Here is a 26,018-nt window from a genome sequence, read left to right on the forward strand (position 1 = left end):
TTTCGAACCCGAAACGGACAGTCAGGGCCGGTGCCGGGGAAACTCAGCGCCGGAGGGTGTGAAAGAATGACCCTGCGCGCAGCGGGCGAGGGTCGGAAAGGTCGCGCTCCCCATCAGCCGGGATGCGGAGCGCTGCGTTGCATACTATTGTATACGAACGGTCGAGCTACTGGAAGCCCTTCCAGACAGAGGCAGGCACCAGCAATTCGCCACGGGCGAGAAGCCGCGCGGTGCGCATCAGTCCGGCGGCGATGAATTCGACCTGATCGCCGTCACGCTTGAGCGAAACGGTCACGTCGAGATCGCCGGAAGGATGCTCGATCCGCACTTCTTCGGGGGAGGTGCCGGTCAGACCTTCGGCCAGACCATCGGCGACGGTGCCGGGCTGAAGCAGGCACGACGCGATGCACTGACCGCCGGTGACGGCCATGCTGGGGTGGCATTTCCACGGCATGAAATAGCGCGCGGTGATGGTGCCCCCGTTGCGGGGCGGGGCCAGCAACGCGATCTTGGGCGTGACCGACTGACTGACATCACCCAGACCCATACGCCGCCCGGCCTCCAGCCGGATCGCCTCGGCCCGCTCAAAGAACGCGGCGTTGTCGTTCAGCTCCTCTGCGGTTTCATAGCCGGTCAGGCCGAACGCATCGGCCCGGGCCATCATCACCGGCATGGCGACATCCATGACCGTGACTTCGATACCGTCGATTTCGTCGCGCACCTGTCCGGTGGGCAGCAACTGCCCATTCACCGCGCCAACGGTGTCGAGGAAATTCAGGGCGATGGGTGCGGCGGTGCCGGGCACGCCGGGCACCTCGGTCTGACCTTCGTATTCCACGACGCCACCGGGGGTCTGCACCACCGCTTCGATCCGCGCGCCGGTATTGACGGCGTGGATGCGCACAGTGGTTTCGCCGTCCTGCGCAGGGATCAGACCCATTTCCAGCGCGGCGGGGCCGACACCGGACAGGATGTTGCCGCAGGTGGGGCGGTAATCGACCTCGCGCTTGTCCACGGCGACCTGCGCAAAGAAGTAATCCACGTCGCAATCGTCGCGTTCCGACACGCTAAGCATCGCGACCTTGGTGGTGACGGCGTTGCCGCCGCCGATGCCATCGATGTTAAGCGGATGACCGGCCCCCACCGTGGCCATCAGCACTTCGGACAAGGTGTCGAGATCCTCGGGCAAATCACTGCGCCGCATGTAGGGCCCGCGCGACGAGCCGCCGCGCAGGAACAGGTAGGGGATGGAAGTCTGTGTCATTGGGGAAACCTCAGGTCAGCGGCCAAGGCAGCTGGACATAGGATTGCAGCAGTCCCGGCGGGAAGTCGCGGCCCAGCACCGATGCAAGGAACAGGATGAAGGCGATGCCACCCGCCGCGTAAAGCGCACTGGCCATCCAGCTCAGCCCGCCGCGCAGGCGGAAGAACACCAGCAGGAACAGCACCGCCGCGATGACGAAGCCGAAAAGCCCGGTGAGCGCCAGCAACGCCACGAACCACGACAGGGTGCTCCATAGACCGTGCGGGGCTTCGGCATCTTCGCCGCCTGCTTCCAGATCGATGAAGGCATCATCGGTGGCAGGTTTCAGGAACATCCGGATCAGCAGCGCGACACAGCCGATCAGCGTGGCAATGCCAATCGTCAGCGGGAAGATTTTGTCCCCCATGCGCGAAATCATCGCCGCGTCCACAGTGGCCACCGCGATATAGGCGGTGACGGCCAGCATAAAGGCCAGCGGCGCGAATTTGCTGCCCGTGGGAGCGTTAATATTCTCGCGAATGCTCTTGGACGCGCGAATGCCGACGACGATGGAGACCAGCGTGATGACCAGCAGCCCGATGGTGATCGGCGACAGGATGTAATCCATGCCGACCTCGAAGCTGCGACGGAACCGCGACCCGGCGATCTGGTAGGCGCTGTTGGCGAAGTTCTCGGCCTGACCCGACAGCACGAAGCCGATGAGGAAGGCTGGACGCGAAAAATCGAACCGCCGCAGCAAGATGCCCAGCACGCCAATCCCGACAAGCGCGATCAGATCGCCGATCGACTGCCGCGATTGGAACGCGGCAAAGGCGATGATCATGAACAAGTAGGGCCCAAGCAGGGTAAAGCGGATGGTTGTCAGCCGCGCGATATACTTCGACAGCACGATGCACAGGCCCGCGCCGATCACGTTGGCCAGAGCAAGCGACCAGACGATGGTATAGGTCACATCGAGGTTATTGCGCACCATCTGGGGGCCGGGGGTCATGTTCAGAAGCGCCAGACCGCCCAAGAACACTGCCATCGAGCCGGAGCCGGGAATGCCGAAGATCAGGGTCGGGACAAGGCCGCCGCCTTCCTTGGCGTTGTTGGAGCTTTCGGGTGCGATCACGCCCCGGATGTCGCCGGAGCCGAATTTCGACTTGTCCTTGGCGGTCTGCACGGCGGAGCCATAGGCGATCCAGTCCACGACAGACCCGCCGAGCCCCGGAATGACACCGATCAGCACGCCGAGAATGGCGCTGCGGGTCGAGAGCACGATGTTTTGCCACCAGTCGCGCACACCGTCGAGCCAGCCATCGCCCAGTTCGGCGGATTCCGCGATGGGTTTGTCCTGACGCAGCAGCGACACGATTTCGGGAATGGCGTAGATGCCGAGGCCGACGATGACCAGTTGCAGCCCGTCGACGAGATAGGGGATCGAATAGGTCGACATGCGCAGCGAGCCACCGGCGCCCGCCGCGCCAATCGTGCCCGCCATCAGGCCCAAGCCTGCGGCAACGACGCCTTTCAGGGGCACCCGGCCGGCGAGGATCGCAACCATCGACAGGCCGAGGATCGTGATCATCAGCATTTCGGGCAGGCCGAAGGCAAGGATCAGCGGACGCGCAATGAAAATGAAGCCGGTCAGCACCACCGCGCCCACCAGCCCGCCAAAGAGCGAGGAGGCAAACGCCGCGGCAAGTGCCCGTGCCGCATGGCCCTGTTTGGCCAACGGGAAACCATCCAGCACCGTCGCCTGACTGGCGGAGGAGCCGGGAATGCCCAGCAAGACGGACGAAAATGTGTCCGAGGTCGGAATGACTGCGACAAGCCCCACCATCAGCGACAGGCCCGCGACCTGATCCATGCCATACATAAACGGCAGAACCAGCGCGAGACCGGCGATGCCGCCGAGACCGGGCAGAACGCCGATCGACAGGCCCAGCAGAACGCCAGCGGTGAGATACATAATTTGTGTCGGCTGTAGCAGAAGCCCGAACGCTTCGCTGAGCGCGGGCAGAGCAGTGGCTATAATATCCAAGTCGGGCTCCCCAAAGGCCGTCGAAAAGGGCCCTCGCCCGGACGGTGCCGGGCGAAGAGATGATACTGAGTGGTGGCGATCAGATCAGACGATCAATCGAGGGTGACGTTGTACGCCTCTTCCAGCCAATCCAGCACATACTGCTTGGCTTCGGGGGTGATCGTCGTGGCCGCTTCGTTCGCCTTCTGGGCCGCCGCGCCGGTGGCCTGCGGATAGACACCGAGAGTTTCGCCAGAGATTTCTTTGAAATCCTCGCGGGCTTTCACGGCATCGAAGGCGGCGGTGTAGGTATCGACCAGATCCTGGCTTGCGGAGCCGGGCAGGTAGACCAGTTTCTGTGCAGCGAAGCCGGAGACGAAGAATGCCTTCCATGCATCCCATGCCACGCCCTCGGTCTCGCAACCTTCGGTGGCCTCGCAGACCTCCTTGAAGCTGGGCAGATCAGGGAAGGTCGGGTCGCGCACGATATTGCCGTCGTCGTCCAGCGCACCCCAGGTGAATGCGGGGACCGCGATGCCGTCATCGACCAGGGGCTGCACGTTCGACAGGTAAGCCGAGGTGGTCTGATAGTCGATATTGGCTTCGCCGCGCTCGAACATCAGGCGACCATCGCCACGGCCTTCGACGCCGAAGACCGGATCGACCTGTAGGCCGAGCATTTTGAACGCCAGCAGCGGCACCAGATCGAGCGTCGTGGCGCCCTGCGACCCGTAGAGGAAGAACTCTTCCTTTAGGTCGTCGAAGTCGCCGTCGAATTTTTCGCCCAGTTCGGGCGGCAGATAGACGACGCCGCCGGTGCCGGAGGCGAGAACGACCTGCCAGTCCTTATATTCGTAACGCACGCGGGGATCGCCCAGCAGATACGGGAACTGGGTGGACCCGGACGTGCCGAAGATCAGCGTGCCGTCATCCTTGTTCTGGTTGCTTTGGAACCAGTTCGCCCCTTCGGTCGACCCCGCACCGGGACGGTAGCGAACCACGACGGTCGGGTTGCCTTCGAGCGCGTCGCTGAGCAGCGGTGCGTAGAAGTTCGCCCATGCGGCGGAGCCACCGGATTCCGAGAACGGAATAACGTATTCGATGGTCTTCCCCGACAGGTCCGCGGCGACAGCCGGCACGGCGGCAAGCGCGGTCGTGGCGGCAAAAGCGGCAGCAAGGCCGCGCACGGTAGTGTGGCGATTGATCATGTAATCCTCCCAAATCATTTCACGCAGGCGATAAGCTCATGCGAAGACACGCCCGAGTCCTCACCGAAAGCGTGCAGGCCCAGACGTTGACAGGTGCGCCGCAAAAATCAAATGCATTTATAGGATCGTGAGTTCAGTTTTTTGCATGCACACAAGCGACCGACGAAATGCTGCACTGCGGCGCAGGCCCTTAAATGCAAGGCCAGAGCTTGTTTCTCCCGCAATTGGCGCCATCCCCTTACAAGTCTCGATTGACGGTGTGTATCCAGCTGTATACGACTGGATGCCATGGCACCGAAACTCGATTTGCACCCCCGATCGGACGGCACCTCCACCACTGGCTCGCTGCAGGGGCAGGGGGCCTATGCCCGTCTGCTCGACGAGATCCGCGATGGCGCGCTGACCCCCGGCACCCGTTTGACCGAAACTGAAATCGCCAGCAGGCTCGATATTTCCCGAACCCCGGTGCGCGAGGCTATTCGCCAGCTGGAAGCCGATGGCCTGGTGGAGCACCGTCCCCGCACCGGCGCCGTTGTCCGGCGGTTGAGCTACCCGGAAATCATGGAATTGTATGAGATGCGGGTCGTGCTGGAATGCACCGCCGCCCGTCTTGCCGCCCGCAGCGCCTCGGATGTCGAGATCGCGGAGCTGGACGAAATCAATGCCGAAATGGCCGCCGCGACCGGCAACAGCGCCGCCGCCTATGAATTCAACCGGCAGTTCCACCGCGCGCTGATCGACGCCGCGCGCAACCGGTTTTTGCTGAAATCCGTCAATGCGATCCACAAGACCCTGCTGATCCTCGGCCCTTCGACCCTGACCGAGGCCGCGCGCGCGGAACAGGCGATTGCCGAGCACCGCGCTGTCGTGGCTGCCCTGCGGGACCGCGACGGCCCGGCGGCGGAGCAGCTGATGCGGACGCATATGGAACACGCTCAACGCACACGGCTGAAACTGCTGCGCCTGCGCGGTGACACGCCGGATGACACACGGGAGGATGTCATATGACCTCACTGACCGACATCGTGGCAACGCCATGGGATGTGGTGGTGGTGGGCGGCGGCAACGCGTCGCTCTGCGCCGCGATCGAAGCGGCGGAAACCGGCGCGCGGGTGCTGCTGCTGGAAGGCGCGCCAAAGGAGTATCGCGGCGGCAATTCACGCCATACCCGCAATTTCCGGTGCATGCATCACGGCCCGCTTTCGGTGCTGATCGACACCTATGACGAAGACGAGTTCTTCGACGATCTGCTGCGGGTGACCAAAGGCAAGACCGACGAGACCTTAGCCCGGCTGGCGATCCGCACATCAGAAGAGTGTCTGCCATGGATGGAGGCGCATGGCGTGCGGTTCCAGCCGTCGCTGTCGGGCACGCTGTCTTTGGGGCGGACCAACGCGTTCTTCCTCGGTGGCGGCAAGGCGTTGGTGAACGCCTACTACAACACCGCCGAGGATCTGGGCGTCACCGTGGTCTATGAGGCGCAGGTCAAACATGTCGGGCTGGATGGCCGCCGCTTTACCCATGTCGAGGTTGAGATCGACGGCGAGATGCACCGCATCGAGGGCCGCGCCGTCGTGCTGGCGGCAGGTGGCTTTCAGGGGGATATCGACTGGCTCGCCCGTGCATGGGGCGAAAGCGCGCGCAACTTCCTGATCCGGGGCACGCCCTATAACCGTGGCGTGGTGCTCAATGACATGCTGGAGCAGGGCGCCGAAAGCGTCGGCGACCCGACCCAGTGTCACGCCGTAGCCATCGACGGGCGCGCGCCCAAATATGATGGCGGCATCGTCACCCGGCTGGATTGCGTGCCGTTTTCAGTCGTGGTCAACAAGGATGGCGAGCGGTTCTACGACGAGGGCGAGGATGTCTGGCCCAAGCGCTATGCGATCTGGGGTCGGCTTGTCGCGGCACAGCCCGAACAGGTCGGCTATTCGATCATCGATTCGCGCTCCATCGACCTGTTCATGCCCTCGGTCTATCCGCCCGAAAGCGCCGACACGGTCGAGGAACTGGCGCAGAAAATGGGCCTGCCCGCCGAGAAGGTCGCCGCGACGATCCGCGACTTCAACGCAGCCTGTCAGCCGGGGGATTTTCATCCGCAGGAACTTGACGGTTTGCGCACCGACGGAATCGAGCCGCCGAAAACCAATTGGGCCCGCCCGATCGAAACCCCGCCCTTCTATGGCTATTCGCTGCGCCCCGGCGTGACCTTTACCTATCTGGGGCTGCGCGTGGATGAAAAGGCGCGGGTGACCGGGCCTGACGGGCTATACGACAATGTCTGGAGCGCGGGCGAGATGATGGCAGGCTCGATCCTCGGGCAGGGCTACCTCGCGGGCTTTGGCATGACCATCGGAACCGTCTTTGGACGCATTGCAGGACAGGGAGCCGCCGCGCATGTCGCTTGACGTCACGCTTCAGACCGACCCCGAAATTTACGGGAACACTGCCACCGAAGAAGCCCGCCGTCAGGTGGAGATCTGCAATGCCTGCCGCTATTGCGAGGGCTATTGCGCGGTGTTTCCCGCGATCACCCAGCAGAAGGTCTTTACCGATGGGGATCTGACGCAGTTGGCCAATCTGTGCCACAACTGCCGGGGCTGCTATTACGCCTGCCAATATACCGATCCGCATGATTTCGCGGTGAACCTGCCCAAGGCGCTGGCCGAAACCCGTGCCGAAAGCTGGGAACGCCACGCATGGCCCGGCGGGCTGGCGCGGGTGTTCAACCGGCACGGCGTGGCGCTCGCCGCTGCGCTGATCGTGGGCGTCGCGGTGATGTTCTGGGCGATCACGGCTCTGCCGGGCGAGGGCGAAGGGTTCTACGCCTATATCAGCCATGGCGTCATGGTCGCGATCTTTGCTCCGGCCTTCTTGCTGCCGTTGGCGGCCATCGTCATCAGCCTGCGCCGCTATTGGCGCGAGGTCGGCGGCACCCGTGTAACCCTGTCCGATCTGCACGGCGCGTTCCGGTCCGCCGCGACCATGCGCAACCTGTCCGGAGGGCAGGGGCAGGGCTGCAATTTCGAGGAAGGCGACCGCTATTCCAACCGCCGCCGGTGGCTGCATCAGGCGGTGATGTATGGGTTCCTGCTGTGCTTTGCGTCCACCTCCTCCGGCACGCTGATGCACTACCTGCTGGGGCTGGAAGCGCCCTATGCGTGGTATTCTCTGCCCAAGCTGCTGGGCGTGCCGGGCGGCGTGCTGCTGGTCATTGGCGGCGCGGGGCTTGCGTGGCTAAAGACGAAAGCCGATCCCGAACTGGGCGCGCCTGCGCTGTGGGGCGGCGAGATGGCCTTTGTGTTGCTGCTGGTCTTTGTCGGTGCCACGGGTCTGTTGCTCTACGCGGCGACCGGAACCGGTGCCGTGGGTTGGCTGCTTGCGGTGCATCTGGGCTCCGTGCTCGCGTTCTTTCTGCTCACGCCCTACAGCAAGATGATCCACGGCTTTTATCGGATGGCGGCGCTGACCCGTGACGCGCAGCTGAAATCGGGACCGCAGGCATGAGCGGTCCCCAACTTCTGATCCTCGAAGGCGACGGCATCGGGCCGGAAATCGTCGTCGCCACCCGGCAAGTGATCGAGGCCGCCGATCGCGCCTTTGCCCTGAACCTGAGCCTGCACAGCGCCGAGATCGGCTTTGCCGCGCTCGACGCCACGGGCACCACGATCCCCGATGCGGTGGTCGAGGCCGCCCGCGCCGCCGATGGCGTGGTGCTGGGCCCGGTGTCGCATAACGCCTATCCGCCCGTGGCCGAAGGTGGGCTGAACCCGTCGGGCGTGCTGCGCAAGAAGCTGGACCTTTACGCCAATATCCGCCCGGCAAAGACGCCTGCACATGTGCAGGATCGGCGGGCGGTGGATCTGGTCGTGGTGCGCGAAAATACCGAAGGCTTCTATGCCGACCGGTCCATGTTTGACGGTCCGGGGGAATTCCGCCCCGATCCCGACATTGCGCTGGCGATCCGCAAGGTCAGCCGTAAGGCCAGCCGCCGCATTGCCGAATCCGCGTTTGCGCTGGCCGATGCCACGCGGGACGCGCGCTACGTCACGGCGGTGCATAAGGCCAACGTGCTGCGCATGTCCGATGGCCTGTTTCTGGAAGAGGTCCGCAAGGTCGCCGCCCGCTACCCGCATATTCGCTACGACGAGGTGCTGGTGGATGCGATGGCTGCGCATCTGGTGCGCGACCCCGACCGCTACGACGTGATCGTCACCACCAACATGTTTGGCGATATCCTGTCCGATCTGGCGTCTGAACTGGCCGGGGGGCTGGGCTTGGCCGGGTCGCTCAACGCGGGCGAGGATCACGCGATGGCTCAGGCGCAGCATGGCTCCGCCCCAGATATCGCCGGGCGCGGCATCGCCAATCCTGCGTCGCTCATCGCGTCCGTTGCGATGCTGTTTGACTGGCTGGCCACCCGTCGCATGTCAGCCGAACTGGCGCGCGCCGCACGCGCAATCGAGACGGGTTTGGCACAGGCGCTGGCCGACTCCGCCAGTCGCACGCCGGATCTGGGGGGAACCGGCAGCACGCAGACCCTTGCACAGGCCGTGGTCGCGCATATCACAGATACCGCCAGTTAAGCGCTGGCACTTCATAGGGAGAGAGACATGAACATTGCTTTCATCGGATTCGGCGAGGCAGGCCGGTCCTTTGCCGACAGTCTGCAGGCAGGCGGCGCGCACAGCATTGCCGCGTTTGACCGGCGGCAGGACGACGAGATGGCCGAAGCCATGCGCAGCCGCAATGTCCGCGCCGCCCGCGATCCGAGCGACGCGGTGTCCGGGGCCGACTGGATCATCGCCGCCGTCACGGCGGATGAAAGCCTGAATGCCGCGCAATCCGTCGCTCCGGCGCTGGAACAGGGGCAGATCTATTTCGACATCAATTCCGTCTCGCCCGGACGCAAACGCGACTCCGCCGAACTGATCGAGGGGCGCAACGCCCGCTATATCGACATGGCCGTGATGGCGCCGGTGCATCCACGCGGTCACGCGACCCCGATCCTGCTGGGCGGCACGGGGGCCGAGGAGCTGGCGCCTGCGCTCACCTCCGCCGGGTTCAAGCTGGAGGTCGTGGGCGACGCCCCCGGCGATGCCACCGCAATCAAGATGGTGCGCTCGCTTTTCGTAAAGGGGCTGGAGGCGATCACGGTCGAAGCAATGCTGGCGGCGCGGGCCTCCGGCGCGTTCGAGAAAGTGCTGGCGTCCCTGTCGAACAGCTATCCGGGTCTCGGCTGGCCCGACATCGTGGGCTACAACTTCGAGCGCACTCTGCGCCACGGCAAACGCCGCGCCGCTGAAATGCGCGAAAGCGCGGCGACGCTGGACGCACTGGGCCTGAACGGGGGTCTGGCCGCCGAAATCGCGCGTGTGCAGGACGCGATGGGCCACCTTCCGCTTGACGATATGCCCGAGGGCGACACCGCCGACGCGATCGCCCAGGTGCTGAAGGCTCGTCACGACGCGCAATGACCCGGTGCAGAAGGGAGGGCGCGCGCCTTCCCTTCGCGCAGCCGACTGTGATAGCGGCCCTGCCGTGCAATCAGGGGGCGATCACGACTTTCCTTCCGGCCTATCCTATGGTCATCTGCCGCGTGTCGTAGCACAGCACCTTGACCCGACCGCATATGACGCGGCCCCTGTCGCTGCGGCCCGTGCCGAAAGCCCGCTTGTCCCATTCTGGCTTTGCGGCTTTCTGGCTATGCAAGGAACGTCCATCATGCCGCTGCTGATCGCACTACTCCGGATGCCAACCGGCGCGCGCGCCATGAGGCAAGCCGGGGCCAAGCGCGAGGCGCGGGCGTGAATTTGGCTCAGGTTCTGCCCCGGTTGGCACGGCGCGAAAAGCAGACGCACATGATGGCCTCAACCCTGTTCTGCATCGCCGCCGTGCTTGCGGTGATTGCGGCACTTGGCGATTGGGAGGCCGCCCGGATCACCGCCGCGCTGGCGCTTGCCGGGTTTGTCCTGATCGAGATGCGGCTTATTCCCCGATTGCAGCAACTCGCGGCGTTGGCCCTGCTAGGGCTTGCGGCCCTGCTGGCGGGCGGGGTGAGTGATTTCGCGCAGGCGCTCGGGCAAGGCGTGGTGCGCACGCTGCCGTTTCTGCTGATCTTCGCCTCCGTCGGGTGGCTCCGTTCCGCCGCATCCGAAAGCCCGTCGATGATCGCGCTGCGCGAAGGATTGGCGCAACTGGGGGCGGGCTGGCGGTTCGCGGCGCTTGGGCTGTCAGCGCATCTGATGGGGGCCGGGTTCAACCTTGCCGGCATTGGTCTGCTGGTGCCGATGCTGGACACGCCTAGCCCCGATGACAGCCCGGCCAAGGCGCGTGACGGTGTGCGGCTGCGCTGCGCGATCCTGTGGGGGTTCGGCGCGGCGACATGCTGGTCGCCGTTTTTCGTGGGCACTGCGGCCATCCTAGCCGTGTTGCCGATGGTCGGCTGGGCGCAGGCGGCCCCCTATGGCATGACATTCGCCGCCGGGTTCCTGATCTATGCGATGATCTACAACCGCTACCTGCGCGGCGCGGCGCGTCAGAGCCCGCCCAACGGCACCTCCGCCGCCGCACTGCTGCTGCGCCCGGCGCTGCGGCTGGCTGGGGCGGTGGCGCTGCTCTATGCGGTAACCTTGACGGTGATCGAGGGCCGCGGGCTGGCGCTGACCACCGCAATCGCCTTGATCGCTCCGTTATTCGCGCTGGGATGGCTGCTGCTGATCCACGGGCGCCAGCGCCCCGCGCGGATCGGCGAGGTGCTTACCGGGATCTTCCACGGCTATCCTACCATGCGCACCGAGACGGCACTTTTCGTCTGCGCCAATGTTTTCGGTGTGGCCATCGACATGATGCTGCACCGGCAGGGCATGACGGGCTCTGATCTGGGTTGGCTGTCGACGGGGTCGGTGTTTCTCAACTGTTTGCTGACCTTCTGGGCCTATCTCGCGATCTGCGCGCTCGGCATCCACCCCATCGTCCTTGTGGTGGTGTTTGCCTCGGTCGCTGATCCGCTGACGCTGGGCCTGCCGCTGCCGGTTCTGGCCGCCACCATGATGGCGCTGTGGGGCATGGGCACATCGGTGTCGCCCCTTTCGGGCACGACGCTGCTGGTGGCGCAACTGTCCGGCACGTCATCCTTCCGCGTCGCATGGCGCTGGAGCGGGGTTTTCTACATCCTCGCAGCGGTGTGGCTGGCCGCAGCGGTCAGCCTGCTCGGCTGACAGGCGCGCGCGCTGCGCTCAGGTCAGTTCCGACAGAAGCCGGGCCAGCGCAGCGTCGGAGAACGGTTTCTCCAGCCGGGCAGTGATGCATTCGGCACCGCCCTCGGGCATATCGGCATAGCCGGTCGCTAGGATAATCGGCATATCGGGACGCATGGCGCGCACCTGCTGGGCCAATTCGACGCCGGTCATGCGCGGCATGGCGTGGTCGGTGATGAGCAGGTCGATATCGCTGCGGCTGTTCATGGCGGCCAGCGCATCCTTGCCGGAATGGACCTCGATCACCTCGTGGCCCAGATCCTCCAACAGACCCACCGTGCCCATCGACACCAGAATGTCGTCATCGACGGCAAGGATGGTCAGCCGGTCTTTCGGCGGGATGGTGGTGGCGCGGGGCTCCGCCGCGGCGGCGGCGTTGGCGGCACTGGCGGCAAGCTGGTCCTCAGCGGCCACGGGCAGGAAGATCCGTGCAACGGTGCCTTTGCCGGGGGTGCTGTCCATACGGAAGGTGCCTCCTGATTGCTTGGCCAGACCATGCACCATCGACAGGCCAAGGCCGGTGCCCTTGCCCACGCCCTTGGTCGTGAAAAACGGCTCCATCGCGCGGGCCAGTGTGGCAGCATCCATGCCAGAGCCGGTATCGGACACGGCAATCTGCACATAGGCTCCGGGGGTCAGATCGCCATCCGCATCCGCATCGACGGTATCGACAGCAAGCGTCAGTTGACCCACGCCTTCCATCGCGTCGCGCCCGTTCACGGCAAGGTTCAGAATGGCCATTTCAAGTTGGTTCGTGTCGATCACTGCGCGCGGCAGGTCCGCCGCGATGGTCAGCACGATTTCCACCTGCGGCCCCAGCGACCGCTGCAACAGGTCGCGCAGGTCCGGCACGATCACACCGACATCGACGATATCGGCGCGCAGATCCTGCTGCCGCGCAAAGGCCAGCATCCGCTGGGTCAGGCCCGCGCCACGATCGGTCGCCTTGATCGCGTTATCGAGATACCGCACCGCGCCGTCATCGCCCGGCGGAAGTCTGCGGCGCAGCAGATCGAGGCTCGACCGGATCGCCATCAGCAGGTTGTTGAAGTCATGCGCGACGCCGCCGGTCAATTGCCCGATCATGTCGAGCTTCTGGCTTTGCCGCAGGGCGGCCTCGGCGCTTGCCAATGCCTCATCCTTGGCCCGGCGTTCGGTCACATCGCGCCCGGCCGCATAAATCCGGCCCTGATGGCCCGACGCGGTCCAAGCAAACCAGCGATAGCTGCCATCCCGGTGCAGGACCCGCGACTCGTGAGGCTCCGACAGCGGTTTGTCAAAGATCGACTGGAAGACCGCCATCGATGTTTCGGCTTCGTCGGGGTGAGTAAGCTTCAGCAGGTGCTCCCCGATCAGTTCCTTGCTGTCCCACCCCAGAAGCCGGGTGCAGGCGTCGCTGATCGCTTCGAGCCGGGCGTCTTCGGAGATCACGACCATCAGGTCGAGAGAGAGGTTCCACGCGCTGTCACGCTGCCGGGTCAGGTTATCGACCGTGGCTTCGCGGGCAAGGACCTCGTCGTGAATGTCGGTGCACGATCCATACCACCGCTGGATCACGCCTTGGGCGTTGCGCACCGCGTTGGCCCGGCCCAGAACCCAGCGATATTCCCCCGTATGGTGACGCAGGCGGTATTCGATTTCGTAATGCTCGCCCGTCGCCAAAGCGCGGCGCCAGATCTCCCACGCCCGATCCTGATCCTCGGGGTGAAACATGCCGTTCCACGCTTCGCCATCGGTGGAGCCGCGCGGCACGCCGGTGAATTCATACCAACGTTCATTGTAATAATCGTGGTAGCCGTCGGGCAGGGTCGTCCAGATCATCTGATCGACGGAATTGGCGATGGCGTGGAATTTTGCCTCGCTGTCCCGCAGCTGGCGTTCGCGCAGCTGCAGCTCCTCCATCCGCTCGCGCGCCTCGTATTGGCGGCGCCGGGCGGTGAGGGCGGAGCGGACCGCGCGCAGCAATTCCTCGGAATGGAGCGGACGCGACAGCAACACTGCATTGCCAAGCGTATCCATCCGCACGCGAGCTTGGGTGGACCGCGCCCCGGCAGCGCCGTTTGCCAGCACGATGAACGGGATATCGGACCAAGGCGGCTGCTCGCTCAGCACCGTCTGCAACTGCTCGATGCCGGGGTGGCTCAACGCCTCTTCGGTCAGCAGCACGGCGCCGATCTGATCGCGCATCAGCGCCACCAGCCTGTCCATCGACGGCACGACGATCCCGGCGATGCCATCGGCTGCCAGCAATTCCCGTGCCACCGCTGCGTCCCGTCCATAGGGCGCCAAAATCGCGATTGCCGCGTATTGGACCGGCTGGGCCGGTCCTTGCGTGTTGTCCGGCGCGATCACGGTTTCGGTCACTCGCCCGCAACCCGGTCAGAGGTCTGCGCAGGCATCAGCGCGGGATCGGGCCGCTGGTAGACGGGGCTTCCGGACAGCAAACCCGAAAAGTTGTGGATCGGCTCGCCAATGGTAATGCCCTGACGGTCGATCGTGAATTCCCGGATCGTCCGTTCGTGATCGGAGGTCCGCGTCTTGATGACCGAGATCGATTTACGCACCTGACCCTGCGCCTCGAAGAACCGCAGCAGCATCACGGTGTCGGCAAGGTAGCTGATATCGACATCGCTGCGCAGCTCGCCCATCACGCCATGCTGGCCAAGGATCATCAGCGTCACGACACCCTGCTGCGACAGGTAGCTCAGCAATTCGTGCATTTGCAGCACGAGGAAATTGTCGCTGGGCATCGCATGCAGGTAGGCGTTGAGGCTATCGATCACGACAACGGTTGCGCTGTCCTCCTCGACCGCGACCCGAACCGCGCTGGCAAATTCCCCCGGAGACAGTTCTGCCGGATCGATCTGCCGGATCATAAGCTGCCCATTGTCGATATAGGGCTGCAAATCCATGCCAAGCGCGCGCGACCGCAGCATCAGCGTCGAAAGCCGCTCATCAAACAGATAATAGGCCGCGTTCTGCCCGCGTTTCAGCGCCGCGATCAGGCAGCGCACTGCGGTTGTCGTCTTGCCCACGCCCGCCGGTCCCGTGAGCAGCGCATTGGTGCCGGGGTTCAACCCGTCCCCCAGAAGCGCGTCCAGACCGGGCAGACCTGTTGTCACCGGCTCGACCGAGAAGGAACGATGATGATCGGAGGCCACAAGCCGGGGATACACGCAGATGCCGCCATGCTCGATGGTGAAGTCATGGTAACCGCCCCGATATTTGAGGCCACGCATCTTCACCACACGCAGGCGGCGGCGCTCGGCCCCGAAATCATTGGCAAGCTGCTCCAGCGAAATCACGCCATGGGCGATCGAGTGCAATTGCAGATCTTCGGGCTCCGCCGTGCGGTCATCCAGCACGAATACCGTGCAGTTACGCCGCGCAAAGAAATGTTTAAGCGCAAGGATCTGGCGGCGGTAGCGCAGCGGGTTCTGCGCCAGAAGCCGCAATTCCGACAGGCTATCCAGAACGACGCGCACGGGCGCGGTGGCTTCCACCCGCTCGATGACGCCGCGCACGGTCTCGCCCAGTTCCACATCGCTCGGATGCAGCAGGGATTGTTCGTTGGCGATCCCGAATTCATCCTCGGCGATCATCTCGAACAGATCGATATTGGCCAGATCCCAGCCATGCGACCGGGCCACCGCCAGCAATTCATCCTCGGTTTCCGACAAGGTGATGTAGAGCCCGCGTTCCCCCGAAGCGCGGCCCTCTAGCAGGAATTTCAGCGCCAGCGTCGTTTTGCCGGAGCCGGGCGTGCCTTCCAGCAAATACAGCCGGCTGGGGGTCAGACCACCCTGCAGGATCGTATCCAGGCCGGACGTGCCCGTGGCGATACGGGGTCCGGCGTCGAAATGGGTGGAGTGTTCCATGATGTCTGGTCCAGGGCCTTGCGTAACCACCGCTGCCCGGCGCGCGCGCCAATGACGATGGAGAGTGTTGTCGATAACCGCGTCGCACAGTTCGATTTGCGGACCAAGATGGTCCGCTGCGGCGATTTGTCGAGGGTCCATCATCGCCACGGCGAAATTTCGGCGGGCTCTAGCATGATCGCCACCCGTCCAACAAGCAGCGCGGATCCGCGCTTACCATCACGTTAACGCGCGGCAGGATCGATCCCGTGCAGCATCACATATCAAACAGTGAATGATGTATTAACATAAGTTTGCTTACGCGCAGGAGGGCACGGCATCGGCACGTTCAACCTGCCAGATCGTCGGCATAGCCCAGATCCGCAGACAATTGTTCGGCAAAGCTGCGTAGCTCGCTGATGACCCGGCTGTCAGGTGCCGTATCGACCAGTGCATTGGGCCCGATTGCGGCGACGCATAGCTGCACATGCCCGGTATGGTCATAAACCGGGGCCGACACCGCCGTGATGCCCGGCACCGGCATGTCGACCGTGGTGGCGTATCCGCGCGCGCGGGCTTGCTCCAGCTTGGTGGCGAACAGGGTCCGGTCCACCCGGAACCATTCGCGGCGGCTGCCGGTGGCCTGACTGGCGAACTCGGCCTCGATCAACCCTGCGGTCATTGATTTCGGCAGCAGCGCCGAGAACAACAACCCGGTCGCGGTCATGGTCATATAATAGACCCCGCCCACCCGGATGTTGAAATGCAGGATGTCGGTGTGTTCCTCGATGTAGATGATCGTGGGGCCGTGGGCCGTAAACACCGCGACCGACACGTTCAGTTCAAGCGATTGCGACAAAGCGGGCACGCGCAGGATGGTTTCGCGCACCGGGTTCTGCCGACGCAGACGCACCAGCCCCACCTCCAGCGCGAAGGGCCCGACCTGATAGCTGCCCTCGCTGGTCTGTTCGACCAGTCCGACATTGCGCAGACTGACAAGATAAGGATGCAACCGCCCCGAAGACAGCCCGGTCAGATGCGCCAGATCGGTCAGCTTGATGGCGTCACCGTGTTTGGCCAACGCCTTCAGAATCATGCCGCCGGTTTCGACGGAGCCTACACCGCGCGGCATTTTGTCGGGGGATCGGTCGGTCATCAGCTTGCCTTGCGCTTCGTCCCCGCACTTCGCACCAGCGGCTTCACGGAGGTCCGGCAGAGGGCGTGCAGATAGCACGCGCGTTCCGCGAGGTCGACAAGTTCCGAAACCTGCGCGGCCGTGGCCCGAGGCGCATCCACGAACAGATGCGTTTCGACAGGCGCGAAGCCGGGGCTCTTGCCGGTGCCGCCCGTGGCACCGCCGGGACCGAATGCCGTGTCCTGCACCAAGCGCAGCGCGTCGACGGGCACGTCATGCATCGCGGCGAGGATTTCCAGTTGCGTCATAAAGCAAAAACCGATCCCCGCCGACACATAGCTTAGCGCATCGGGCGCCGCTGCGCCCCCGGCGACGAAGCGCCACGCGCTGCCGCAGGGCGCCTTCAATTCTTGCCGCAGGGCTAGTGACCCATTGGCGCGTGTCTCCCCCGCCGCAAGCACATGCAGCGGCGCGGCACCGGTGGATTTTGTGGACCAGCCGTCCGAGGCGAGCAGAGCCTCACCATGAGCCGCAGCAGATGTGGCGTGGCACTGGTCGACCGGGTCGGCGACAACGCCCAGCGGCGCGGGATGGGACAGTTCGATTTCGGTCCCGTTCAGGATGACCCGGAACCGGCCCTGTGTCTGATCCCGGAACAGCCCGGCGACGGACGACACATGCACCCCGTCCCGAACCAGTTGGAACAGGTCGAGATCGTCCACGTCATATTCGGTCCCGACCGCGACGGAGAAAGGCAGCGCACCGCCAAACATCGTGCGTGCACGCATCGACCCGGTGACGGAATAGTAATTATCGACGGCGATCTGCAACGCGCCGGTCGCCATCCCGCGATTGGACGCAAGCTGCTGGATTTCTTCGGCAAATGCCGTAGCCAACCCGACGGTCAGAAACCCCAGTGGCGGCGGTGCGGCATCCCAGCCATTCAGGTTCGGCCCCTCGTCGCTGGCCATATGCCACGCACGGCCCGTCGTGGCGTTGCCGATTACAGCGGCCTTCTGAAACCCCGACAGCGACCACGCCAGCATCCGGCATCGGTGCGGCTGATCCGCCTCGGTGGAAAGATGCGCGGCACTGCCGCTGGCATCGTAGATCAGAGGCTCGGGCCGGTTGCCCAGAATATCGGTCGCTTTGCTCGGCGGCATGATGGCGTCTCCCGTTGACTGTATCGCATCGTGATGCGCATGTTTTGTGATACGATGCGTATTGATTTTTCGCAATGGGCGAAATAGTCTGCTCATTACTAAATGATTTTGGGAGGAGACCAATCATGAAGTATGCTGCCATCTGCGCCGCGAGTGCGCTCGCGCTGTATGGGTCCGCTGCGGTTGCTCAGGAAACCATTCGCCTGACGACTGTTTCGGGCTACCCGACCACCGCCGCGTGGGTCGGCAAATTCGAGGAAATTTTTGTCCCCGAGGTCGACAAACGGCTTGCTGAAACCGGCAATTACGAGATCGACTGGACCTATGGCTGGGGCGGCGCAATCGTGGCGCCGAAGGGCGAACTGGAAGCCATCGAAAGCGGACTCGCCGATATCGGTGTGGTGCAGACCGTGTTCCACCCCGACCGGCTTCGCGTCTATGACATCGCCTACAGCACCCCGTTCGTGTCCACCGATATCGACCTGATTTCGGCCACCGTGAACGACCTTGCAGAGAAATACCCCGCCATGCAGCAGGTCTGGGAAGACAACAACCAGCACATGCTGACGGTGCTGGCCGCGGTCGATAACTACCAGATCTTTCTCAAAGGCGACTATGCCGGCCCCGAAAGCCTGTCTGGACTGAAGCTCGGCGGCGCGGGGATGAACCTGCGCTACGTTGAGAATGTGGGCGCGACCGGTGTTTCCTCGACGCTTGCGGATTTCTACAACGGCATCGCTACCGGCATTTTCGACGGCACGATGGTCTGGGCCACGGCCGCGGAAGATTTCAAGATCTACGAAGCCGCGCCGACCATCGTCGAAATCGATTTCGGCGGCGTGAATTCCATGGCGCTCAGCATCAACCAGCAGGCGTGGGACGGGATGCCCGATGAGGTCCGCACCGCGCTGAACGAGGCTGCCGAGGTCTACCGCAAGGGGCTGGCCCGCTATTCGATGGATGAAGCGGCCAAGGCGATGGAGAACATGGTCGCCAACGGTGCGACGCTCGTCGAAGTGTCCGACGAAGATCGCAAGGTCTGGGCCGATGGCATGGCCAACATCGCCGGGGAATGGGCCGGAGAGGTGTCCGCAATGGGCGCTCCGGGCCAAGAGATCCTCACCGATTACATCGCCGCCATGCGCGCCGCCGATCAGCCGGTGATGCGCGACTGGTCCGCGCAGTAAAAAGGACGTGGCGCGCCGTCCCCGTGGCGGCGCTCCACGCCGGGGAAACATCATGGTCCTGACCTACGCAAACCGCATCTGCGCGGCTGTCGGAACCGCGCTCGTCGTGGCCCAGATGCTGCTGATCTGCAGCGACGTGGTCATGCGGACCGGATTTTCCGCGCCAATCGCAGGCGTGCCCGAACTGGTCGAACTGGCAATTGTCGCGCTGGTCTTCCTGCAAATTCCGAACGCCATCGCGACGGATGCCTTCATCCGCTCCGACGGGCTGTTTCACACCCTTGCCGCCCGCCATCCCGGTCTGGGCCGGACGCTCGATACCGCGTTTTCCATCATCGGCGCGGTGGTCATGGCGGTCATCGCCTATGGCATGTGGTTCAAGCTGACAGGCGCGTGGGAACGCAATCTCTTTACCGGCAATCCGGGCATCTTCACCGCGCCCATCTGGCCGGCGCTGCTGTGCATCGTGATCGGCGCCGGGCTCGGCTCACTCAACTACATTGCCCGCAGCATCGCCGCCGCGCGGGGACAGACACTCATGCAGCCGGAGGGGCCCAATGACCGGACTTGAACTGGGCTCGATCTCCCTTCTGGTGATGATCGTGCTGATCTACATGGGGATGCATGTCGCGATCGCGCTGGCCTCCGTCTCCTTTGTCGCGCTGTGGCTCTACAAGGGCAACGTGATGCTGGCGTTGTCGCTTTCCACGCTGGTGACCAAGGATGCGATCGCGTCCTACTCCTTTGGGGTCGTGCCGTTGTTCGTGTTGATGGGGATGTTCGTCAACGAGGCAGGATTGGGCCGGGACATCTACACCGTCGCGCATTCGGCCTTTCGCAAGCTGAACGGCGGGCTTGGCATCGCGACGGTCGCGGCGAATGCCGTCTTTGCCGCCATCACCGGGATTTCCATTGCCTCTGCCGCGATCTTCACCCGCATCGCGGTGCCGGAGATGATGCGCTACGGCCATACCGCGCGGTTCTCCGTGGGGGTCGTCGCGGGGTCGTCCGTTCTGGGCATGCTGATCCCGCCGTCGGTGCTGCTCATCGTCTACGGTCTGATCGCCGAGGTTTCGATCGCCGACATGTTCACCGCCGGCATCCTGCCGGGTCTCGTGCTGGCGGCGCTCTATTGCATCGTCATCCTTGCCATGTGCCGGTTCATGCCGGGCTTTACCGGGCAGGCGCGCGTGGCCGACGATCAACCGGGGCTTGGGCTGCTGGCCTCCCTGCGGTTGCTGGGGCCTGCGATCTTGCTGATCGTTCTGGTGCTGGGCGGGATCTATGGCGGCGTGTTCACCCCGACCGAAGCCGGTGCCGCCGGGGCCTTTGCCGCAATGGTCATCGCCGCCGCCAAGCGCCGCCTGTCGCCGCGCGTGTTGTGGCGGCTGGCGTCGGATACCGGGCGGGTGACGGCTGCGATCCTGTTTCTGATCATCGCGGCAAGCATGTATTCGCGGATGCTGGGTGTGCTGGGCATTCCATCGCTGCTGGCGGAGAAGCTCAACGGGATGGAGGCAGGCTTTGCCATTGTGCTGCTGATCTATGTGGCGCTGATGATCTTCCTCGGCACGATCCTCGATTCCACCTCGATCATCCTGCTGCTGGTGCCGCTCTTCATTCCTGCCTTCGCGACCTATGATGTCAATCTGGTCTGGCTGGGCGTCGTCACCGTGATCGGGGTTGAAATCGGGCTGCTGACGCCACCACTGGGCATAGCTTGTTTCGTCATCAAGGGCGCGCTGGAGGATAAGTCCATCGGCCTGAAGACCATCTTTGTCGGGGCACTTCCCTTTGCGTTGACGATGGGGCTTGCCCTGCTCATCGTGATCCTGTTCCCAGCCCTGACGCTTTCCAACTGAGGATAACCTCCATGCTGACACTGTATCATGCGGGCAATTCGGTCTGCTCCATCAAGGCGCGGCTCGCACTCGAAGAGGCGGAGACCGAATGGACCTCCGCAGAAATCGACCTTGGCGCGGGCGAACAGTTTGCCCCCGACTATCTGCGCCTGAACCGCGCAGGCGTCGTGCCGACGCTGATCGATGGGGACCGGGTGCTGACCGAATCCAGCATCATCATCGACTATGTGTGCAGCATCGCGACCAACACATCCCTGATCCCCGCCGATCCGTATGAGGCCGCCCGGGCCCGTCATTGGGGCCTGCGCGGGCTGGCGATGCATGCTGCGGTGAACACCGTCAGCTTCGCCTCCTTCGGTCGGCTAGGTCTGCTGAAGAAATCGCCGGAGGAGCGCGAGCAGTTCTACGCCCAGATGCCCGACCCCGAAGCGGCGACGAAGCGGCGCGATCTGGTCGATAACGGCGTGGCCTCCCCGCGTGTCGAAGGTGCGATGCGCACCTTGCGCACGATGGTCAAGGATATCGACACGCAGCTTGCCGGGCGTCCTTGGCTTGCGGGGGCGGAGTTCTCGCTCGCCGATATTGCCGTCGCCGCCTATGTCTACCGCAGCGAATGCGTCGGGCTGTCGACGCTCTGGTCCGACCTGCCGGAAATGACCGAATGGTGGGCCCGCCTGCGCGCGCGTCCCGCATGGGACCGCACGGTCGGTCCGTGGGTGAACGAGGCGCTGCTGGCGCGCATGGACGAAGAAGGTCGCCGCGCCTTTGATGGTGTCGTCGCCGACTACCTCGCCGCCTGACACCCCACGGACCCCCGCGCGGGCCGGAGGCAGCCGGCCCGCGCGTCAATGCCTCAACTGTCGGTCAGTGAGGCCAGAAACGGGATGACCTCGCGCAGGACCGCATCGGGGCATTCTTCGGCCAGATAATGCCCACCGGGCAGGGCCCGACCGCTCACCTGTTCTGCCCGTTCCCGCCACAGGGCAACGCAATCGAAGAATTCTTCGATGGCCCCATCGGCGCCCCATAGCGCCAACACCGGCATCGGCAGTTTGCGCCCCGCATCGGCGTCGTCATGGGCAAGGTCGATGCCGATGGCAGCGCGATAATCCTCGCAAGAGGCATGGATCGCGGCGGGGTCGTTGAAATACTCCAGATATTCACGCAGGGCCTGCTGGCAAAACGGGCCCAGCCCAGCCGGAGCCGTGTCGCATTTCTCCAGCCAGAACCAATCAGGGTCGCGCCCGATCATGGTTTCCGGAAAGGGCGCAGGCTGCACCAGCCAGAACCAATGCCAGTAGCGGCGCGCAAACGGGGTCCGGGTGTGGCGATACATCTCCCGCGTCGGCGCAATGTCGAGGATCGCCAGCCCCAGCACCCTGTCCGCATGATCCGCCGCCAACCGATGCGCCACGCGCGCACCGCGGTCATGCGCCAGAATGCGGAACCGGTCATGACCGAGGACCGTCATCAACGTAGCCATATCCTGCGCCATTGACCGTTTGGAATAGGCCGCGTGATCGCCACCCCCCGCCGGTTTGTGCGAACGCCCATAGCCGCGCAGATCGGCGCAGATCACCGTGTAGTGCCGGGCAAGGTCGGGCGCGATCGCGTGCCACATGGCGCTGGTCTGCGGATAGCCATGCAACAGCAGCAACGGCGGCCCCTCGCCCCCGATCCGGCAGAAGATCTGGCCCCCGTCGGGCAAAGGGGCCGAACGCTCCTCGAACCCGTCAAAAAACCCCGGCGTCGGGGTCGCGGCGGCAAGCGCCGCTGCCCTGTCACGATGTGGCATGTAATGGCCTCCCTGCCTGTCGCGCGCAGCATGCAAAGCGCGCAGTCCACGCACAAGCGACGATTTCCAGCGCTCCGGGTGTGCCAAACCCCTTCACACCGGCGGCTGCATCTGCGACTCACGCGCCCATACATGCCCTTGTCGCAGGCCGGGCGCGCGCAGCAGACCTGCCCCGACCCGGCCCTTGCCCCTGACCGAAAACGGAGCCTGCCCTATGCCGACCCTGCTGACCGCCGCGCTGACGGCGCTGCTGACCACCACATCGCTGGCCAGCGCGCAGACGCTCTATTTCTCCGCCATCCCTGACGAGGACGAAACCCGCCTTGTCAGCCGGTTTTCAAAGGTCGCGGAGTATCTGGAGGGCGAACTGGGCGTCGATGTGGAATTTCTGCCGGTCAAAAGCTACGCCGCTTCCGTCACCGCGTTCCGCAATGACCAGATTCAACTGGCATGGTTCGGCGGGCTGACCGGCGTGCAGGCCCGGCTCAGCACCCCCGGCTCCCGCGCCATCGCGCAGGGCAAAGAAGACCCGATCTTCGTCAGCTACTTCATCGCCAACACCGAAACCGGGCTTGAACCGTCCGACAGCTTCCCGGTCGAGGCCGCTGGCATGAGCTTCACCTTTGGGGCGAAAACCTCCACCTCCGGGCGGCTGATGCCCGAATACCATATCCGTCAGGAGACGGGCGAAGCGCCCGAGGCGTTTTTCTCCCGCGTCGGGTTTTCCGGCGATCACAGCCAGACCCTGCGGCTGGTCGCTTCTGGCGCGTGGCAACTGGGCGCGCTGAACTTCGCCGTCTATGACAAGGCCGTGGCCGAAGGCGCGCCCGAGGTCGAGACCGCCCGCGTGATCTGGCAGACCCCGCCCTACCCCGACTACAACTGGACCATTCGCGGCGATGTGGATGCGCGCTTTGGCGAAGGCTTCGCGGACCGGGTGCAGGCGGCGCTGATCGGCATGGACGATCCCGAACTGCTCGCCGCCTTCCCGCGCGAGGCGTTCATTCCCGCCCAGAACGCTGATTTCGACCCGATCGAGGCCACCGCGACGGAGCTTGGCCTGATCGAATGACCCTTGTCGCGCTGCACCGCGAAACGCTGGGCTATGGGCGCAGCACCGTTCTGTCGGAGGTGAGCTTCGCGCTTGCTCCCGGTGAACGGGTGGTGCTGCTTGGCCGCAGCGGCGCGGGCAAGTCCACGCTGCTCAACGCCGTCTATGACCGGCTGGTGCCCCAGAACCGGGTCGCTCTGGTGCCGCAGGATCACGCTCTGGTGCCGCAGCTTTCGGTGCTGCGCAACGTGGTGATGGGGCGGCTCGACGATCACGGGGCCGTCTACAACCTGACCAGCCTGCTGCATGTGCGCCCCGGCGACCGCGTGGGCATCGCTGCCGTTCTGGCCGATCTGGGGCTGGCGGATGTGATCGACCGCAAGGTCGCCGGACTGTCCGGCGGTCAGCGGCAGCGCGTGGCGCTTGGCCGGGCATGGTGGCGTGGCGGCACGGTGTTGATCGGGGATGAGCCGGTGTCCGCCGTGGACGAAACGCAGGCCGAGGCCCTGTTGAAGCAGGCGCGCTTCAGGTTCGACACCGCCGTGCTGGCGCTGCATGACGTGGCCCTTGCCCGCAGCTACGCCACCCGGCTGGTTGGCCTGAACCGCAATCGCATCGTGTTCGACGCGCCCGCGGAAACGGTCGATGATGCCCAGATCACTGCCCTCTATGCGCGCTGACCTCAGCCGCCCGCGGATCGTCCTGATCTTTGTCGGGTTGGCTATGCTGGCGCTGCCCTTGGCGGATCTGAGCCTTGCCGGGCACGATCCGCAGGCGGCGCTTGCCCGGATGCTGGGCGGCTTCCTGCGCCCGGATTTCGCGGCAGTGGAACAGATCGGGCGCGCGATCTGGCTGACGCTGGCCTTTGCGATGGCCGGTGTCGGGCTGGGCGCTACGGCGGGGCTGGCGATGGCGCCCTTCTACCATCTGCGCGCGGTGCGCATGCCCTGCATCGCGCTGCGCTCGGTGCATGAACTGTTCTGGGCGCTGATGCTGATGCAGGTTCTGGGCCTTGCGCCCATCACCGGCGTTCTGGCCATCGCCCTGCCCTATGCCGGGATCTTTGCCAAGGTTTTCTCCGAGCAACTCGACGAGGTCGATCAACGCCCCTCCGCCGTGCTGCCCCCCAGAGTGGGCGCCCTGTCGCGGTTCGTCTACGCCCGCGCGCCGCTCGCACTGGCCCCGATGAAAGCCTACACGCTGTACCGGCTCGAATGCGGCATGCGATCCAGCGCGGTTCTGGGCTTCATCGGGCTGCCAACGCTCGGCTTTCAGCTCGACAGCTTTTTCCGGTTGGGGGATTACGGCGCAGCGAGTGCGATCATGATCTGCTATGTCGCGCTGGTGGCGACGATGCGGCTTTGGGCGCGGCCGCTTCTGGTGCCGGTATGGCTGATTGCGTCCACCGTAACACTGGCCCTGATCCGAACCCCGCCGATGGGCAGCGGGGCATTCGCGCGGTTCTTCACCCACGACATCGTGCCCGCACCGCTGCGGGATGGCTGGGACGGCACCGCGCTGCTGGCATGGCTGGGCGATCTGACCACGACCGAGATCGCCCCCGGCCTGCTGGCGACGCTTCTGGTCGCGCAGATCGCGCTGGTGCTCACGGGGGCGCTGGCCTTTGCCGGGTTCGGGCTGATCGTGGGGCGGGTCGTCGGGCGGCTGTCCACGGTGCCGGGGCACGCCTTGCTGATCGTCATCCGCAGCTTCCCCGAATACATGCTGGCCTATCTGTTTTTGCAGGTCTTTGGCCCGTCGATGCTGCCTGCGATCCTTGCGCTGGCGCTGCATAACGGCGCGATCATCGCGCATCTGCTGGGCCGTCACGGCGAAAGCCTGCTGCCTGATCTGCGCCGCGATGCCCCACGGGGGGTTACCCTATGGGGCTGGGAACTGGTGCCGCGCCTGTCGGGACCGTTCCTTGCACTGTGCCTCTATCGGTGGGAGATCATCCTGCGCGAAACCGCCGTAATGGGCTTGCTTGGGATCGCGACCTTGGGCTTCTACATCGATAGCGCGGTCGCCGAATTGCGGCTTGACCGGGCGGTCGTGTTGCTGATCGCGACCGGCCTGCTCACCGCCGGAATCGACGCGCTGTCCCGCGCGCTGCGGCGCGGACTGCAGGCGGGTCGGGTCGAGCAGACGGGCGCTGACTGCTGAGCCTGTCGATAATATCGATATTTATATTCCCATGCATCGATTATCGGTGTTATTGTGTCCTGAACGAGG

General features: G+C 64.5%; 21 protein-coding genes. 13 read left to right on the plus strand and 8 right to left on the minus strand.

Annotated features, from left to right (window positions below; translation table 11 throughout):
* Window positions 1-166: 166 nt before the first annotated feature.
* From CBW24_RS17090 to CBW24_RS17100, 3 genes are all read right to left on the minus strand, one after another.
* On the minus strand, window positions 167-1,264 hold the full coding sequence (locus CBW24_RS17090; RefSeq protein WP_097374500.1) for a 4-oxalomesaconate tautomerase: 1,098 nt from the start codon (window positions 1,262-1,264) through the stop codon (window positions 167-169).
* A gap of 10 nt (window positions 1,265-1,274) precedes the next feature.
* Entirely contained in the window at window positions 1,275-3,290 is a 2,016-nt protein-coding gene (locus CBW24_RS17095) for a tripartite tricarboxylate transporter permease (RefSeq protein WP_088664454.1), read from the minus strand.
* A gap of 92 nt (window positions 3,291-3,382) precedes the next feature.
* A complete protein-coding gene (locus CBW24_RS17100; RefSeq protein ID WP_097374547.1) occupies window positions 3,383-4,477 on the minus strand; it encodes a type 2 periplasmic-binding domain-containing protein in 1,095 nt (364 codons plus the stop codon).
* Window positions 4,478-4,765: 288 nt separating this feature from the next.
* On the opposite strand from CBW24_RS17100, the gene CBW24_RS17105 reads away from it, so the two are divergent.
* The 6 genes from CBW24_RS17105 to CBW24_RS17130 all read left to right on the plus strand — a co-directional run bounded on the left by CBW24_RS17105 (window position 4,766) and on the right by CBW24_RS17130 (window position 11,697).
* Window positions 4,766-5,485: a GntR family transcriptional regulator gene (locus CBW24_RS17105; protein WP_088664455.1), complete on the plus strand. Its 720-nt coding sequence runs from the start codon at window positions 4,766-4,768 to the stop codon at window positions 5,483-5,485.
* Window positions 5,482-6,885, plus strand: a complete 1,404-nt coding sequence (tcuA, locus tag CBW24_RS17110) for an FAD-dependent tricarballylate dehydrogenase TcuA (protein WP_198405296.1) — start codon at window positions 5,482-5,484, stop codon at window positions 6,883-6,885. Before CBW24_RS17105 ends, tcuA begins: the two co-directional genes overlap by 4 nt.
* Window positions 6,875-7,984, plus strand: a complete 1,110-nt coding sequence (gene tcuB / locus CBW24_RS17115) for a tricarballylate utilization 4Fe-4S protein TcuB (protein WP_097374501.1) — start codon at window positions 6,875-6,877, stop codon at window positions 7,982-7,984. The genes tcuA and tcuB overlap by 11 nt, the downstream gene beginning before the upstream one ends.
* On the plus strand, window positions 7,981-9,063 hold the full coding sequence (locus CBW24_RS17120; protein ID WP_097374502.1) for an isocitrate/isopropylmalate dehydrogenase family protein: 1,083 nt from the start codon (window positions 7,981-7,983) through the stop codon (window positions 9,061-9,063). Before tcuB ends, CBW24_RS17120 begins: the two co-directional genes overlap by 4 nt.
* A 27-nt stretch (window positions 9,064-9,090) precedes the next feature.
* A complete protein-coding gene (locus tag CBW24_RS17125; RefSeq protein ID WP_097374503.1) occupies window positions 9,091-9,954 on the plus strand; it encodes an NAD(P)-dependent oxidoreductase in 864 nt (287 codons plus the stop codon).
* 384 nt (window positions 9,955-10,338) lie between these two features.
* Complete coding sequence (locus tag CBW24_RS17130) at window positions 10,339-11,697, plus strand: hypothetical protein (protein ID WP_097374504.1); 1,359 nt, start codon at window positions 10,339-10,341, stop codon at window positions 11,695-11,697.
* 18 nt (window positions 11,698-11,715) lie between these two features.
* Here the strand turns inward: CBW24_RS17130 and CBW24_RS17135 are convergent, their stop codons facing one another.
* The 4 genes from CBW24_RS17135 to CBW24_RS17150 form a co-directional block, all read right to left on the minus strand.
* On the minus strand, window positions 11,716-14,100 hold the full coding sequence (locus CBW24_RS17135; protein ID WP_232530365.1) for a hybrid sensor histidine kinase/response regulator: 2,385 nt from the start codon (window positions 14,098-14,100) through the stop codon (window positions 11,716-11,718).
* Complete coding sequence (locus CBW24_RS17140; RefSeq protein ID WP_097374505.1) at window positions 14,097-15,614, minus strand: ATPase domain-containing protein; 1,518 nt, start codon at window positions 15,612-15,614, stop codon at window positions 14,097-14,099. The genes CBW24_RS17135 and CBW24_RS17140 overlap by 4 nt, the downstream gene beginning before the upstream one ends.
* 328 nt (window positions 15,615-15,942) lie before the next feature.
* Window positions 15,943-16,749, minus strand: coding sequence for an IclR family transcriptional regulator (locus CBW24_RS17145; RefSeq protein ID WP_097374506.1), 807 nt, complete (start codon window positions 16,747-16,749; stop codon window positions 15,943-15,945).
* Window positions 16,749-17,891, minus strand: a complete 1,143-nt coding sequence (locus CBW24_RS17150; protein WP_157773261.1) for an OsmC family protein — start codon at window positions 17,889-17,891, stop codon at window positions 16,749-16,751. Before CBW24_RS17150 ends, CBW24_RS17145 begins: the two co-directional genes overlap by 1 nt.
* 125 nt (window positions 17,892-18,016) lie before the next feature.
* Between CBW24_RS17150 and CBW24_RS17155 the strand changes: the two genes are divergently transcribed.
* Genes CBW24_RS17155 through CBW24_RS17170 form a run of 4 tightly spaced genes read left to right on the plus strand, consistent with a single transcriptional unit; the run spans window position 18,017 to window position 21,740 of the window.
* Window positions 18,017-19,078: a C4-dicarboxylate TRAP transporter substrate-binding protein gene (locus CBW24_RS17155; protein WP_157773262.1), complete on the plus strand. Its 1,062-nt coding sequence runs from the start codon at window positions 18,017-18,019 to the stop codon at window positions 19,076-19,078.
* Window positions 19,079-19,130: 52 nt separating this feature from the next.
* Window positions 19,131-19,649, plus strand: a complete 519-nt coding sequence (locus tag CBW24_RS17160) for a TRAP transporter small permease subunit (RefSeq protein ID WP_088664464.1) — start codon at window positions 19,131-19,133, stop codon at window positions 19,647-19,649.
* Window positions 19,636-20,940, plus strand: a complete 1,305-nt coding sequence (locus CBW24_RS17165; protein ID WP_088664465.1) for a TRAP transporter large permease — start codon at window positions 19,636-19,638, stop codon at window positions 20,938-20,940. Before CBW24_RS17160 ends, CBW24_RS17165 begins: the two co-directional genes overlap by 14 nt.
* 11 nt (window positions 20,941-20,951) lie before the next feature.
* Window positions 20,952-21,740, plus strand: a complete 789-nt coding sequence (locus tag CBW24_RS17170) for a glutathione S-transferase family protein (RefSeq protein ID WP_088664466.1) — start codon at window positions 20,952-20,954, stop codon at window positions 21,738-21,740.
* Window positions 21,741-21,793: 53 nt separating this feature from the next.
* Here the strand turns inward: CBW24_RS17170 and CBW24_RS17175 are convergent, their stop codons facing one another.
* Complete coding sequence (locus tag CBW24_RS17175; protein WP_097374509.1) at window positions 21,794-22,735, minus strand: alpha/beta fold hydrolase; 942 nt, start codon at window positions 22,733-22,735, stop codon at window positions 21,794-21,796.
* Between the two features lie 214 nt (window positions 22,736-22,949).
* Between CBW24_RS17175 and CBW24_RS17180 the strand changes: the two genes are divergently transcribed.
* The 3 genes from CBW24_RS17180 to CBW24_RS17190 are packed head-to-tail and all read left to right on the plus strand — an operon-like array spanning window position 22,950 to window position 25,949.
* Window positions 22,950-23,807, plus strand: coding sequence for a putative selenate ABC transporter substrate-binding protein (locus tag CBW24_RS17180; RefSeq protein ID WP_097374510.1), 858 nt, complete (start codon window positions 22,950-22,952; stop codon window positions 23,805-23,807).
* Entirely contained in the window at window positions 23,804-24,466 is a 663-nt protein-coding gene (locus CBW24_RS17185) for an ATP-binding cassette domain-containing protein (protein ID WP_097374511.1), read from the plus strand. Before CBW24_RS17180 ends, CBW24_RS17185 begins: the two co-directional genes overlap by 4 nt.
* On the plus strand, window positions 24,456-25,949 hold the full coding sequence (locus CBW24_RS17190; protein WP_232530366.1) for a PhnE/PtxC family ABC transporter permease: 1,494 nt from the start codon (window positions 24,456-24,458) through the stop codon (window positions 25,947-25,949). Before CBW24_RS17185 ends, CBW24_RS17190 begins: the two co-directional genes overlap by 11 nt.
* The last annotated feature ends 69 nt before the right edge of the window (window positions 25,950-26,018 follow it).

Origin of the sequence: Pacificitalea manganoxidans, from assembly GCF_002504165.1 — a bacterium.
Lineage (GTDB): Bacteria > Pseudomonadota > Alphaproteobacteria > Rhodobacterales > Rhodobacteraceae > Pacificitalea > Pacificitalea manganoxidans.